Source organism: Herpetosiphonaceae bacterium, from assembly GCA_036374795.1.
GTDB lineage: Bacteria > Chloroflexota > Chloroflexia > Chloroflexales > Kallotenuaceae > LB3-1.
In genome coordinates this window covers 1-14,419 of record DASUTC010000261.1, presented here as the reverse complement: position 1 = coordinate 14,419, position 14,419 = coordinate 1, and the positions used below count along the sequence as shown (strand labels likewise).

The 14,419-nt window shown below is 61.1% G+C and carries 10 protein-coding genes; 2 read left to right on the top strand and 8 right to left on the bottom strand.

Annotation, left to right across the window (positions count from 1 at the left end; translation table 11 throughout):
- Positions 1 to 214: 214 nt before the first annotated feature.
- Positions 215 to 787, top strand: a complete 573-nt coding sequence (locus tag VFZ66_19395; protein ID HEX6291358.1) for a hypothetical protein — start codon at positions 215 to 217, stop codon at positions 785 to 787.
- A gap of 47 nt (positions 788 to 834) precedes the next feature.
- Here VFZ66_19395 and VFZ66_19390 read toward each other — a convergent pair whose 3' ends face one another.
- From VFZ66_19390 to VFZ66_19355, 8 genes are all read right to left on the bottom strand, one after another.
- The gene (locus VFZ66_19390) at positions 835 to 1,314 is read right to left on the bottom strand and encodes a DinB family protein (GenBank protein HEX6291357.1); all 480 of its coding nucleotides are present in this window, start codon (positions 1,312 to 1,314) and stop codon (positions 835 to 837) included.
- A 3-nt stretch (positions 1,315 to 1,317) separates the two neighbouring features.
- Positions 1,318 to 2,880 carry a 2,3-bisphosphoglycerate-independent phosphoglycerate mutase gene (gene gpmI / locus VFZ66_19385; protein HEX6291356.1) on the bottom strand — a complete coding sequence of 521 codons (1,563 nt, stop codon included), beginning with the start codon at positions 2,878 to 2,880 and terminating at the stop codon, positions 1,318 to 1,320.
- A gap of 259 nt (positions 2,881 to 3,139) precedes the next feature.
- Entirely contained in the window at positions 3,140 to 4,234 is a 1,095-nt protein-coding gene (locus VFZ66_19380; protein ID HEX6291355.1) for a peptidylprolyl isomerase, read from the bottom strand.
- 200 nt (positions 4,235 to 4,434) lie between these two features.
- The gene (locus VFZ66_19375) at positions 4,435 to 4,875 is read right to left on the bottom strand and encodes a hypothetical protein (GenBank protein HEX6291354.1); all 441 of its coding nucleotides are present in this window, start codon (positions 4,873 to 4,875) and stop codon (positions 4,435 to 4,437) included.
- Between the two features lie 64 nt (positions 4,876 to 4,939).
- Complete coding sequence (locus tag VFZ66_19370; protein HEX6291353.1) at positions 4,940 to 5,932, bottom strand: cytochrome c; 993 nt, start codon at positions 5,930 to 5,932, stop codon at positions 4,940 to 4,942.
- 69 nt (positions 5,933 to 6,001) lie between these two features.
- Positions 6,002 to 7,765 (bottom strand): cytochrome bc complex cytochrome b subunit, encoded by a 1,764-nt coding sequence (locus VFZ66_19365; protein ID HEX6291352.1) that lies wholly within the window; start codon positions 7,763 to 7,765, stop codon positions 6,002 to 6,004.
- Between the two features lie 90 nt (positions 7,766 to 7,855).
- The gene (locus VFZ66_19360; GenBank protein ID HEX6291351.1) at positions 7,856 to 8,533 is read right to left on the bottom strand and encodes a ubiquinol-cytochrome c reductase iron-sulfur subunit; all 678 of its coding nucleotides are present in this window, start codon (positions 8,531 to 8,533) and stop codon (positions 7,856 to 7,858) included.
- A gap of 206 nt (positions 8,534 to 8,739) precedes the next feature.
- A complete protein-coding gene (locus VFZ66_19355; GenBank protein ID HEX6291350.1) occupies positions 8,740 to 9,201 on the bottom strand; it encodes a hypothetical protein in 462 nt (153 codons plus the stop codon).
- Between the two features lie 551 nt (positions 9,202 to 9,752).
- Between VFZ66_19355 and VFZ66_19350 the strand changes: the two genes are divergently transcribed.
- On the top strand, positions 9,753 to 14,419 hold a 4,667-nt coding region (locus VFZ66_19350; protein ID HEX6291349.1), incomplete at its 3' end, for an LAGLIDADG family homing endonuclease.

The following is a 14,419-nucleotide window of genomic DNA, read 5'->3' as shown; positions in this document are numbered from 1 at the left end:
GGTCGAGATGGCCGAGGGCATTCAGCCGCTGCCGCAATCCAGCGAGGCCGCCGTGCTCAACGATGTGTGGTACGGGCTGCGCGACGCCGTGGAGGCCTATCTCGCCACGCATACGCTCGACGATCTGATCCAGCGCAAGCGCGAGCGCGAAGGCCAGTCGATGTATTACATCTAGCGCGGCGCAAACCTGCAACGCAGCACAAGGAGAGCCTCAATGCGCTCGACCCGTCATACCAGCGATCGCGCCACACAAGCCATGCTCGCAGCCGTGCTGCTCGGCCTCTGGATCATCCTTGACGCGCCGCCGACCGCGTCTAAACCCACGGCGATCGCCGCCGAAGCATCGGGAACCTTCATCAGCACAACCACGCCATCGCGCACGTTCGTCGTGCCCGGCGAGTCGATCACCGTCGAGGTGCGCGTTCTCAACGAAACCGCCGACCGCTGCTTCGGTCTGCCGCAGTTTCGGCTGTATGCCGAAACCGCGCCCGGCGTGCCGCAAGATGTCGGCAGCCCGATCTTCACGCCCGCCGAGCCGCAGCCGGTAACACTCTACACCAGCATCGCGCCCGGCGGCAGCGCCAGCGCGCCCTTCATCCTGACTGCCGCTCGTCCGGGCAGCGTCACCTTTTTCGCCACCGTCAGCGGCGAGAGCACCAGCGCGAGCTGTCAGCCGCCCTACTTCTGGAGCGCGGCAACACCCAGCCGCTCGGCGGAGGTCGTCGTCGCGACGACCGCCAGCTACCTGCCGATTGTTACGGGTGGAGCGCTGGCTGCACAGCCATAAGGCGGAAGACAGGCGGCGCGCTCCACCTGTCGATCACCCTGATCGACCTACGTCGGCAAGTCTTCGACATGAATCCCGAAGAGCGCGGGCGGCGTGCAGCCTAGCAGCGTCAGGTAGGTGCAAAGCTGGCTGCGATGGTGGATCTCATGCTCGATCATGCCCAGCAAGCGCCGCCAGCCGGGCACGTCCTGCCACTGGCCCGGAATATTGAGCTGGAGCCGCTGCGGGTCCAGCGCCCGCAGCATCGCCTGTGCCTCGGCATGGCACGTCTCAAGATAGGCGATAGCCGCCGCGTGCGTCGTGCCGAGATCCGCGTGATGGCCGGGATAGCGCATCTCGCCGCTCGCGACCGCCCGCATGTTCATCAGCTCGGTCGCCGCGATGTGGCGAATGATCTCGCCGCAGGTTAGCTCGCCGGGCGCGGGCCGCCAATCGATACGCGCAGGCGGCACCGCCTGCGCTACCTCCAGCGTGCGCTCATAGACCCGCTCGAAGTACGCGCCGAACGCCGCAACATCGCTGATCATCGGCTACGCTCCTGAACGCTGGATCAAGCTCTGGCCGGTCATCGCCTCCGGCTGCTGCAACTGAAGCACGTCGATCACCGTCGGAGCGACATCCGCCAGCTTGCCGTCGGAGCGCAGCGTCACCTGGCGCAGCGGCGCATCGTCGGGTACGAGGATCACGCACGGCACCGGGTTGGTCGTATGCGCCGTGTGGGGCGCGCCCGTGACTGGATCGACCATCTGCTCGACGTTGCCGTGGTCGCAGGTGATCAGCATACCGCCGCCCTGTGCCAGCGCCGCCTCGGCGATCTGGCCCAGGCACTCGTCGACTACCTCGACCGCCTTGATCGCGGCGGGCAGCACGCCGGTATGACCGACCATATCGGGATTCGCGAAGTTCATCACGATCACATCGTACGTGCCCGATCGGATCGTCTCGACGACCACATCGGTGACGCCGGGCGCGCTCATCTCCGGCTGGAGATCGTAGGTTGCCACCTTGGGCGACGGCACCAGCTTGCGATCTTCGCCCGGAAACGGCTCCTCACGACCACCGTTGATGAAAAACGTCACATGCGCGTACTTCTCGGTTTCCGCCGTGTGAAACTGCGACAGACCGGCATCGCTGATCACCTTCGCCAGCGGCTCCTCGACGTTCTGTGGCGGGAACGCCACCTGCACCGGCAGATCAGCCTCGTACTCGGTCAGCGTCACAAAGTCCAGGTTACGAAGCTGCGGCCCGCGATCGAAGCCGTCGAAATCAGGCAGCACGAACGCCTTGGTCATCTGGCGCGGACGATCGGTGCGGAAGTTGAAGAAGATGATCGCGTCGTCGTCTTGAATCTTCGCGATCGGCTGTCCATCGCGCGTGATCACCGTTGGCAGCACAAACTCGTCGGTGACGCTCCTGGCATACGAGTGCTCGATCGCGGCGACCGGATCGGTCGCTGTCTCGCCCTCGGCATAGACCAGCGCGCGATACGCCTTCGCGGTTCGATCCCAGCGCTTATCGCGATCCATCGCGTAGTAGCGCCCCGACACCGTCGCCACCTGCCCGACGCCCAGGCGCTCGATCACCGCGAGCAGCTCCTTCATGAACGGCACGGCGCTCTGCGGCGGCGTGTCGCGTCCATCGAGGAAGGTATGGATAAAGACCTGGGAGACATCCTGCTGTTTGGCTAGCTCAAGCAGCGCGTAGAGATGCTCGCTGTAGGCATGAACGCCGCCAGGCCCCAGCAGGCCCATGAAATGCATCTGCGAGTGATTGTTTCTGACCTGGGCAAAGGCGTCCAACAAGACCAGATTGCTGAACAACGATTTATCGTGGATCGCCTCTGAGATGCGCGTCGAGTCCTGGTAGACGACGAAGCCGGCGCCGATGTTGAGGTGGCCGACCTCGCTGTTGCCCATCTGGCCCTGAGGCAGGCCTACTGCCAACTCCGAGGCGGCGAGTGTCGTGTAGGGGTATGTCGTGGCCCAGGTTGCCATGTTCGGCGCGTGCGCCAGCGCAATCGCGTTGCCGTCGGCGCGGTCGCTGACGCCCCAGCCGTCGATGACGCAGAGCACGAGCGGTCGTGGTCGTTGCATCACTATCCTCCTAACCATATCCCGACATCAGATGCCACATGACCGGATCATCGCCTGCAACACTGATGCCCTGAACGCGAACGTAGGGACGACCGCAGCCTGCTATGGCGCGCAGGAGAGTCGTCCCTATCATACACACGTCACCGTCCCGGTGCGGAATCAAAGAACATTGGTTGCGAGTTCCGGCCCTCACCTGTTCTTTTGCCCAGAGGGCACCCGGTTCTTTGTTCTTTGTTCCGTAGTTCTTTGTCCTAAGCTCTTAGGGCGTCGCCGTCGTTGTCTCGTCGGGCGCGGGGGTTGCCTCCTCCGGCACGCTGCTGGTCGCCTCCGGCGTGGGCGATTCCTCCGGCACCGGCACCGGCTCGATCGTCGGCACAACCTCCGGCGACGGCAGCGGCTTCAAGATCTCAGCCACGCCGAGCAACGGGATCTCGCCGCTATCGGGCTGCTGAAGATCGGCAACCTGCGCGTCGCGGGCACGCTCCAGAATAGCATCGCGGAAGCCCTGCGACGCCTGCTGCGAGGCCGTCAGCTCAAGCACCTTGACGATATGCCAGCCAAACTGCGTCTCGAACGGCTCGCTGATCGCCTGCCCCGTTTCGAGAAACTTCGGCTTCAGCTCATAGGTTTTGCTGACGAAGATGGTATCGAAGGGCTGGCCCTCTTCGGTAATGCCCTGCTCATTGAACGCGGGCAGCTCACCGCCGCTCTGCTTGGCCGCAGGCTCGACCGATAGCTCTTTGGCAAGATCGGTGAAATCGCCGCCGCCGCTCCGCTGCAACCGCTGGTAGGTTTCCGCTGCCTTGATATAGTCGGCTGCATCGAACAGGATATGCGCCGCGCGGATCATATCTTTGGGCGCTTCCTTGCGCGCCACCTGATCGATCGTCAGCTCCTCGGAGATAAAGTTACGGAACGCGGCACCGTCGGGAAAGCCAAAGGTCTGGGCGCACACATCCCACACGGCGTTCGGATCACCGGCATCGACCTGGCCCTCAACCCGCTCGGCGCAGAGACGGTCGCGGACGTTGGTAAAGGTGCGATCGACATTCTGGGGATCGGCCACGACATCGGTGTTGCGAGCCAGCCGCAGCAGCAGTTGGCGCGTGATCAGCTCGTTGAGCACCGGCTCAGCGGGCGCGGGACCCTGCTGGCTGGCATACACCTGATTACGAAACTGATCGAGGGTCGCCTGTGAAATGTAAACAACAGAATTATCACGGAACGTAATCCTGGCGACGGCATCTTCCGGCCCAGCCGTCGGATTCATCGCATTGATCGGCGGGCGCGTGCTGGCGCAGCCTGCCAGCAGTGCAATCGCTGCAACAGCCAGCCACAATCGTCGTAAAAGCAAACGAAGCCTCCTCATGTTGATGGTATCTGTAGCTCCAACATTCTACTACGTTAATCGGCACTATCCGGCGATCCTGCTTAATGATTTTCTAAGAGATCGTCGATCATCTTCGGCTCTGTGGACAGAGCGCAGCATCAGAGCAGACAAAACCCCCTCTTCATATGCTGAAGAGGAGGTGCTGGCCGAGTCCACGATGCCGCCTAGGCGCGCGGCGGCGCAAGCATATTGCCGCCGAAGCCGGAGACGAACACGCCGAAGAAGACGGTGAGAAACGCGGCAAATCCAATCGGCACCGAGATCACCGGATTCGTCTCGTAGAGCAGCCCGATCGGCGTGATTAGCAGCCCAAAGATCTGCATCGCCAGGCCTACGCGCACCATGAAGCTGGCGATTGGGCGGCGCTCGCCACGGCCCCAGGTAAGATACGGCACCAGGCCAGCCAGCAGCGAGAAGCCGAGCACGACCAGCAGCATAAAGACCTTCTGGCCGATGATCGGAATGGTGAGCTGGGCTAAGAATAGCGCCCAGACTATCGTGAACGCAATCAGCACAAGACCGGCTACCGTGAAGAGCCCAACATCGCGCCGGTCGGCGATCCGTGATGAAAAGAGTCGTCCGAGCATAGCTCCTACCTGATTCATGCGTGCCCTCGCCGGGCAGTGCCACTCAGCGCGGCGGCGCGCCCGACGACGGCGACGCTACACGTTACGGCGTTGCGGTCGATCCCGGCCCGGCGGGCGAGTTCGGCGCGCCCGGCTGGTTTGCCTGCCCGGTCGGCTGTGCGGTCGGCGGCTGCTCACCCGTGCCGGTGCCCTGCTTGGCCTGCTCGATGATCTGCTGCGCCTCTTCGGTCAGCGATCCATCGCGGTTATGCGCCTTGAGCCAGACCGACAGCGTCTCGTACTCTTCGTCGGTGAGCGCGAAGCCAGGCATCGGCGGGTAGTCGTTACCCTGCAAGTCGTTATTGTTTTCGGGGAAGCCAGCCGAGCCGTTGAGAATCCACTCTTTGACGTTCTCGTCGTTGACGGGCTTGCCATTGGGTAGCTCAGTGCCGAAGGCCGCCGTGCCATCCGGCTGGAACAGACCGCCGAGGCCCGGCCCGACTCGCTTCTCATCGGTCATGGCGTGGCAGCCGACGCAGCCTTTCTGCGTAAAGACGATCTCGCCCTGGCTGACCGGATTGGCGTTCGGGTCGGCGGTCGGAGCCTGCTCGGTCGCCACCCGGTTCGCGACCTTGATCGCCGCCTCCGGCACGTTGCCGTTCCACGACAGAACATAGGTGGTGATGTTGGTGATCTGGTCGGGACGCAGCGGACCCTGGGGCTGACCCCAGGCGGGCATCGGCGTGCCGCGAATACCGGAGAAGAGGATCGCCTCGATGTAGTTCGCCATCGAGCCATATTTTTCTTTGATGCCGTTGGGCTGGTCGAACGGCGCGGGCTGCCCGCTCTGGCTCTGCGTGTAGCGCTGGACGATGTTGTTGAGCTGTGGCGCGCCGAACTTGACGCCGCCCTCACCGGCCAGGCCGTGGCAGGTGGCGCAATACTGCTCATAGTCGCGCGCGCCGCGCTCGATCTGCTCGGCGGTGATCGCTGCCGTCGCTTCGGGCAATCGATCGGCCTCGCTGACGAAGATGATGCCCAATAGGATCGCGGTGGCTAACGAAAAGATCGTCGCGATCAAAATATTACGAGTCATGATGATCCTTTATCGTCAGAGGGGCGCAGCCAGCGCACCGGCTGCGGCCCCGAACACGTTGCGCCCGGTTTACTTGCTCGCCTCGCGCGGCGCTGAAGCGTTCTCCTCAAGCTGGTTATGGTGCGAGTCGCGGTGCAGGAAGTCGGTCTGCTGGCTCGTGCTGATCTGCGGCGAGCCGTCCTCATTCGTGAGCGCCTTGACCTTGTTGGTATTGGGATCGACCTCGGTCGACTGGAAGTTCAGCACCACCGAGGCGCGCTTGACCGCGACCGCAGGCTTGCCGTCAGGCCCGTTGACAACTTCTCGCGTCCGCTCATCATGCACGTAGGTCCACGGCTCGACCGACAGCCGCGCCACCGGGTTCAAGAAGCGCGGATCGATCTCGGTCCAATGCACCACAGCCTCCTCGAACTCCTCGAAGAGATGACGTGTCTCAGCCGTCAGCGCGCTTTCTTCGACCACATTGCCATCCAGGTCGGTGATCGTGTGCGAGACTCCGCCATTCTGCACGCGGACCTCGTAGACCACGGGTGTTTCGGGCAGCGCGCTCCACGGCACCTCGTCGACGATGCCCTCGCCCTCGATCGGCACGAACTCGGTCAGGATCTCCTGGCTGCCCGACTGTTGAATGCCGTAGGTCGGCAGACCGGCGTACGTGACGTAGCCGAAGAAGATCATCGCGATGATGCCGCTGGTGATGGCGACCTTGCGGTCTGCGAAGCGCCGCGACGGGTTGCGGTCGAGGTACGGCAGCACGATCGGCAGCACCAGGACCATCGGGCCGAGCACCAGGCCGAAGAGGATCTTATCGCCGAACTTGAGCATGCCCTGGAGCCAGAGGAAATACCACGGCGCTTTGGTGTGCTGCGGCGTGACGCCCGGATTGGCGTGGCTTTCGAGCTTGGCATCCCAGAAGAAGTAGTTGATCGCCACGAACGCAAAGGTCAGCAGCAGCACCAGCGCGACCTCGAAGAAGACCTGATCGGGCAGGAACGGCACTTTGCGCCTGGTGGGCTTGCCCCAGCCCTTGGGATGATCCGGCGCGAACAGCTCATGGATCGGCGAAAGCTCCTGCTTGCGGACGGCGTAGTAGTGGATGCTGATGAACAGGATCGTCAGCGCAGGCAGCGCGAAGACGTGCAGCAGGTAGAAGCGCAGCAGCGTGCCCGCGCCGATGTCCACACCGCCACGCAGCAGCAGGTTCGCGGCGCTGCCAAAGAGCGGCGCGGCATCCGCCATCGACGAGCCGATCGTCACCGCCCAGTAGGCGAGCTGGTCCCACGGCAGCAGGTAGCCGGAGAACGAGAGCACCAGCGTCATGATCAGCAGGACAATACCTGTCACCCAGATGAACTGGCGCGGCGCTTTATAGGAGGCCGTGAAGTAGGTTCGCATCATATGCAGGATCACGATCGCCACCATAAAGTGCGCGCCGAGACGGTGCATGTTGCGCAGCAGACGGCCAAGCGGAACGTCGCTGATGATTTTCTGCATGTCGGCGTAGGCTTGCAGCGGAGACGGCGTGTAGTACACCATCAGGATCGCGCCCGTGACCGACTCCAGCATGAAGAAGAAGAAGGACATCCAGCCCAGGCCAAAGGTATAGTACCAGGCTGTGGCCTCCTGGGGCAGCGCGCGCGGACGAATGTGATACCAGAAGCTGTTGCTATGCACGCGCATGCGCGGGTTGGGGCGCGGCGCGGGCTCACCCCGAATAACCGAGCGCCACTCGGCAGCGCCCATCGATGGAAAGATCGAGCGGCTGGCCTCGACCAAAGCGCCCTTGAGGCGCTGAGCCGGACCTTGAGGCCGCCGTGCTGGCCTAGTCGCCATAGAAACTCCAATCTAACAGCATATCTACAATGTTGACGCGGGGTGTTTCCTCAAGCTATGTGTCCGTTACGATGCTATGCGCTGGCTCGACTATGCCGGTGCGCCCTGTCTGCGCTTGCCGGTATCCACGACGATCGTGCCGTCGCCGCCGACCTCAAGCACGAACTGATCGAGGTTGCGCGCCGCCGGGCCGCGCACATAGTCGCTGTTGCGCTCGAAGGTTGAGCCGTGGCACGGGCAGATAAAGCGATTTTCGGCCTTCTGGAACGGGATCAGACAGCCAAGGTGCGTACAGACCTGGTAGATCGCCTGAACGCCTTGCTGGGCTACTACGCCCTCGGTCGTGGACACTGGCTCGGCAACCTTGACGATGTAGAACTTGCCGGTCGCGTTGAGATCGGGCGGATCGTTCACGGTGTACTCGTTGGCTTTCTTCGCCAGGGTAAACTTGCCGCCGAACTCGCCTTCTTTGAAGCGGGGATAGGCAAAACCGCCAGGCACGTTCTGTTTGATAAACTCAGGTGTGATCGCCGATAGGGTGGGGTCGTTCGTCGGATCGGGCTGGACCAGGCCCGCGCTGGCAGTTGCCAGCACCAGCGCGCTGGAGCCTGCCAGGGCATAGACCAGCGCCTCGCGCCGGGTGAGCGCCAGCCGCGATTTGCGTTGCGGCGGCGGCTGGTCTGGCCGAGCTTTAGCGGCAATCGCCTCGGCCTCGGCTTGGGTAATGATCCGCCTCCCTGCGTTTCGAGGCTCAGATTCGATAGCCATGCGGAAACTCCTTCATCGATTTCGATCCAGCAATGCATGGACTCTAGGGCGTCGGGAGCGCTCTTTGTCCGAAACAGATGACACGCATCCAGTAACAAAAAACATAAAAAACATACGACTATCTCAGTCGCGGCAGCATTGTAGCATAGGTCTTAGACCCCAACAATCGGGCCGATAGTGTAGGGCCTGTGTAGTAAACAACCGGTTTAGTCAGGGTCTAAATACCAGAGCGCCCGATACACATCGTCGCGCACCGCGCAGTGGGTGCGCACCTCGCCCAGGTATGAGATCGCGGTTGCTTTGCTGCACGTCTGGCATGCGTAGAGGTCGTAGCGGAAGCGCTCGCTCACCGGATTGGCAACCGTGATGTTGATCTCGGCGGGATCGGTTGCCTTGGAGCCGCACCAGGCGCATACGACGTTGTAGACCGCGACCCAGTTCGAGCGACGCAGCCAGCGCTTGTACTCCAATACCTTGTAGGTGAAGCGCGTATCGCGGCCCCACTCAGCCAGCGCCGTCGTCCGCTCGCACGCCGGGCAGCGACCCACGGCGTGCTCCATCGTTACCTGCGCGTTGCTGATATGCACGTGCTCCCCGACGATGCTCAGGCCGCCTTTATAGCCACACCAGGCGCACGACGTTTCAAGCAAACGGTGTGTTGTATTCATGATGTCTATGCTATCCCTCGTGCGCGCGCCCGCTGCCGAAAGCCGTAGCGTTCGCGGCGCTGCGCGCTGCGTTCGATGCTCCTCCTTTAATTATAGGCGATTTGCATGTGCGTATGATTCGTCGTCTCGCGCGCACACCCTGGACTTTTCCACATCTAGTGGATAATCTGTTGATAAGCTACTATATCTAGCAACAGCACAAGATCAGCCACGCCTGTTCAATCAGGCACGTACCGCGCAGCGCTCCCCTCTCTTTTTCGCTCGTTATTCTAGCAAGCAGCGCGCCTTGAGTCACGGCTACGCCTGCGCTCGCCGAGTGCCTGGCGCATCTTACGTAGCTGTATAGTGTTTTCCGCAATTAATTTGTCATGTTCTTGTACTTGACACGGATCTTGAGCCTGTGCTACGATGGCTATACTAGATGTAGTGCTACACAACGTGTTTTATGTCTATATTTAGGATTATGTCATACCGGCCCGCATCACCCACGCATGGCTTGTATGACATAATATTTTACAATATCAAGACGGGCTAGCTACAGGAGGAGGCTCATGGCAACGACAGAACAGCGTCGCTCGACGGCAACCAAGCGTAACGGGAATGGTCAGGCTACGCCGCCCAGGGCTGTGCTCAACGAGCTGGGCGAAAAGATCTTCCTCGATCGTTACGCGCTGAAAGATATGACCAAGAAGTCGCTGGCCGTCGGCGATACTGTCATCGTCTGCGTCAATCAGAAGACCCGCCAGCGCGAGATCGGGACGGTGCGCAGCCTGAGCAACGGGCGCGTCTCGATCGAGCTGCGCGACGGCACGCTCACCGAGCAGGGCATTGAGGACGTGGATAAGCCGCTCGAAACCAGGCCGGAGCAGATGATGGAGCGCGTGGCGCGCGGCATCGCGGCGATCGAAACCAGCGACGAGAAGCAGCGCGAGTGGGAGGCCAACTTCGGGTGGCTGCTCGACGACTGGCGGTTTGTGCCCGGCGGGCGTATCCTCACGGCGGCGGGAACCGATCAGCAGTTAACATTTTATAACTGCATGCCACCGGAGCAGGAGATTCTGACCGCGACCGGCTATCGACCGATTGCAGAGGTCAACGTCGGCGATCTGGTTGTGACGCATCGTAACCGGCTGCGGCGCGTTCTGCATACATTCGAGCGAGAGACTGAAGAGCAGATCTACATCTTCAAGACGAAGAAGCTCGGCTATGACGATCTGCGTGTCACCGGCGAGCACAAGGTGCTGGCGATTCGCTCCGAGTGGGTCAATAAGTACAAAAGCCGCGATGGGCTGCGACTCCAGCAGGAGGCCCAATGGATTCCTGCCAGAGAGCTAAAACCAGGCGATTTTCTTGCAGCAGCCTATAACGGCGAGGAAACGCCGGTAGATCCAATCTACATCTCGGAGCACATCGCGGGCTACGAGCAGCGCGACGGCAAGCTGTTCAAACCCCAGCAGCGCAGCGATGATCACGGTCATCTCAAAGCGGGCGGCACCCGCTACGATGTCAAGGATCGGCTGGTAATCGATGCCGATCTGTGCTATCTCTTTGGGCGCTGGCTCGGCGATGGCAATGTCAATCATCGCTCTCAAACCAATATTCCATCGGGTATTAAGATCGTATTCGGGCTGGACGAGTCCGAAGAGGCCGAGCACATCGCACGTATCATCCAAGACAAATTCGGCGTGCCCACGGCGCTGAAACTGAGCAGCACCGAGCGCTGGCTTGACCTCTGGGCCAACTCGATGGCGCTTGGACAGTTCTTCAAAGCGTTCTTCGGCTGCTACAGCTACGGTAAGCGCATTCCGGCGCATCTCTTGCAGCTCCCCCACGACTTAACGCTCGCGCTGCTCAAAGGGCTATTCACCGCCGACGGCTATATCTCCGACAACAAGCTCGGCATCTTGCTCTCGAACCGCGTGCTGGCAACCCAGGTCCATCAGTTGCTCCTGCGGTTGGGCTATCTCTTCTCGATCAAAGAAAATACGCATCGCCTGGGACGCCGACCGGCCTATCGTATCCAGGCAACCGCGCATGAGTGCGGCCCGCTCTTCAAAGACTTTTTCGGCGTCGAAGCGCCAGCACACGAGATCGATCTTAAATACTATTTTGAGCACGATGGCTTGCGCTGGCTGCGGATCGATGAGATCGCGATCGAAGATTATAGCGGCGTGGTTCTCGACATCGAGGTTGAGGACGATCACTCGTTCGTCTCGGCGGGCGTCGTGGTATCGAACTGCTACGTGGTGCCAAGCCCCCACGACTCGCGGCGCGGCATCGTCGAGACGCTGTCGCAGATGATGGAGATTATGTCACGCGGCGGCGGCGTTGGCATCAACCTCTCGACGCTGCGCCCACGACATGCCTACGTCAAAGGGGTCAACGGTCGATCGAGCGGCTCTGTCTCGTGGGGCGGCCTCTACTCCTTTGTCACCGGCCTGATCGAGCAGGGCGGCTGCCTGACGCCCGATACGCTCGTCTTCACCGAAAAGGGCCTCCTGCGCCTCGACGAAATGGTCGAGCATCCCAAACGAGGTTGGCGCGAGCAACAACTGGTGGTCATGACCGACGAAGGCCAGCGGTTATCACGGCAGGTGTTCAATAATGGCGTCGCCGACGTGCTCACCGTCAACACCGATATGGGATTGACCATTACAGGCACGCCCAATCACAAAGTTAAGGTCATGACCAGGACCGGCCCGCAGTGGCGACGGCTGGACGAGCTACAGCGCGACGATGCGATTCTTGTCAAGCTGGGACAGCACGCGGGCAAGCTCCAAACGCTGCAAAAGCCCGATCACCGGCATCATAATCAAGACATCGTCGATCTGCCGCAGGTGCTCGACGAAGAGCTAGCCTTCTTCCTGGGCTATATGGCAGGCGACGGGTTTATGACCGCTAAGGAGGGCGACTGGCGGCTAGGTGTTGCCGTAGCGCACGATAGCTACCTGATCGACGAGATGCCAGCGTTGATCGCGCGGCTGTTCAAAGGCGTCAATGTCCGCGCGCAGCAAAAAGAAAACGACGCCTCGTTGATCTATCTGATCAGTAACCGCACCGTCAAAGAGTTCCTGCGCATCAATGGCCTCGATAAAGCCCGCAGCGCCGACGTGTGCGTGCCGCGTCTGATCCGGCAAAGCCCGCCGCAGGTTGTCGGCGCGTTCCTGCGCGGCCTGTTTGAAGCCGACGGCAGCCCATCACACGGCTATCCCTCGTTGGCGAGCACGTCGAAACGGCTGATCGATGAGGTGGCAACGCTGCTGATCGGCCTCGGCTGCCCGGTCACGATCGGACAGCAATCAGGGAGCGCAGAGGGCTATGGCAGCAAAACGATCTGGCGATTGCGCGTCCATTCGTTCCTGGGGCTGGCAAACTGGCAGGCCATGATCGGCTGCGACTCGCGCTCACGCTTCGCGCCGTGTCTCGATTTTGCTCCCGATCTGAGCCGCGAGGTCAGCTACACGCTGCCGCAGGCCGAGTACTGGGCCGAGCCGGTCTTGAGCGCTACCGCGCTGCCGCAGATCGACCACCGGGCCACGGGGCAGCGCATCACATCGACCGATGCCGCACTACGGCGTAAATTGCTGCGCTCCACCCGTGGCGACCACAATCTGACCCTGTCGGCCTACGCGAGTCTCAGCGAGAGTCATCCGGCCTTTGCCGAGCACGCGCCAGCCGTGGACGATCTGTGGTTTGTTTCGGTCGAAAGTGTGCAGCCAGCGGGGCAATCCCTGACGCTCGATCTTGAAGTCGACGACAACCACACCTATCTGGCAAATGGCCTGGTGACGCATAATAGTCGGCGTGGCGCGCTGATGCTGATCCTCAATGTGTGGCATCCCGACGTGCTCGACTTCATCAACGCGAAGCGCGAGATGGGCAAGATCACCAACGCCAACATCTCGGTCGGCATTACCGATCCGTTCATGGAGGCGGTCAAGGCCGACGCCGACTGGGAGCTGGTCTTCCCCGATCCGCAGCATCCCGACTACGACACTCAGTGGAAGGGCGACATGGAGGCGTGGCGCGCGGCGGGCAGGCCCGTCAACGTGTATAAGACCGTCAAGGCGCGCGAGATCTGGAACAATATCATCGAGAGCGCGTGGGCCAGCGCCGAGCCTGGCGTGTGGTTCATGGACCGCGCGAATAAGATGAGTAATTCGTTTTACTTCTCTCCGCTGATCTGCACCAACCCCTGCGTTACCGGCGATACCCTGCTCTACACGGCAAAAGGCTTGATTCGGGCACAAGATCTGTTTGAAGACGGCGGCAATGTGGAAGCCGTGATCGACGGTCGCTTCGGTCATGACCAAACTGCTACAACTGCCTCGCACGTTTTTCGCACCGGCACAAAAACAGTCTATCGGCTACAGACACGCGAGGGGTATTACCTGCGTGCCACGGCTGACCATCGCGTCATGACGCCGAGCGGATGGGTTGAGCTTCAACATCTACAACCAGGCGACAAGGTTCATATCCTGAACCGCAAAGGCGGCTTTGGTCATGAAGGCTCATTGGAGCTTGGCCGTACGCTTGGCTGGCTCGTCGGCGACGGTACGATCAAGCAGGATCGTGCGGTGCTCTCGTTCTTTGGCGCGGAAAAGCAAGAGCTTGCGCCGCTGTTCGCCTCCCACGTCAATACGGTTGTCGCGCCGCTCACGACAAAGGCGCGCACGTACGAGGTCGGGGTTGTCACAGTGCAGGGCCGTGACGAGGCGCGCGTGCAATCGGAGCGGCTGCTAACAGTCGCCAAGCAGTACGGCCTGGCCGAGAAGAAGCACCGCGTGCCGGAAGTTGTGTTCAAAGGCACCGAGGAGATGCAGCGCGGCTTCCTCCAGGCGCTCTTTACGGCGGATGGAAGTGTATTGTACACAGTAACGAAGGGTATTGATGTACGTTTGGCATCAAATTCAATCATATTGCTTGAAGGAGTACAACAGCTTCTCCTCAATTTCGGTATTGCCTCTCGGATTTACCGCAATCGTCGGCATGCTCAAGAGCGCAATCTTCCCGATGGAAAAGGAGGAATGAAGGCATACTGGTGTGAAGCGCAGCATGAGCTAGCCATCTCGAAGCAGAATCTCGATTTATTTGCTTCTACGATCGGCTTCCTGATGAAGTATAAACAAGAACGACTACAGGAATGCCTCGATCAACGCAAGCGTGGCCCATATACTGAGCACTTCACAGCTACCGTCGAGACAATCGCTGAAGACGG

Bases quoted from the DNA above. Each gene is read 5' to 3' on its own strand.
- VFZ66_19390 (HEX6291357.1), bottom strand. From the start codon at position 1,314: ATGATCAGCGATGTTGCGGCGTTCGGCGCGTACTTCGAGCGGGTCTAT.
- VFZ66_19365 (HEX6291352.1), bottom strand. From the start codon at position 7,765: ATGGCGACTAGGCCAGCACGGCGGCCTCAAGGTCCGGCTCAGCGCCTC.
- VFZ66_19375 (HEX6291354.1), bottom strand. From the start codon at position 4,875: ATGAATCAGGTAGGAGCTATGCTCGGACGACTCTTTTCATCACGGATC.
- VFZ66_19395 (HEX6291358.1), top strand. From the start codon at position 215: ATGCGCTCGACCCGTCATACCAGCGATCGCGCCACACAAGCCATGCTC.
- VFZ66_19370 (HEX6291353.1), bottom strand. From the start codon at position 5,932: ATGACTCGTAATATTTTGATCGCGACGATCTTTTCGTTAGCCACCGCG.
- VFZ66_19360 (HEX6291351.1), bottom strand. From the start codon at position 8,533: ATGGCTATCGAATCTGAGCCTCGAAACGCAGGGAGGCGGATCATTACC.
- gpmI (HEX6291356.1), bottom strand. From the start codon at position 2,880: ATGCAACGACCACGACCGCTCGTGCTCTGCGTCATCGACGGCTGGGGC.
- VFZ66_19355 (HEX6291350.1), bottom strand. From the start codon at position 9,201: ATGAATACAACACACCGTTTGCTTGAAACGTCGTGCGCCTGGTGTGGC.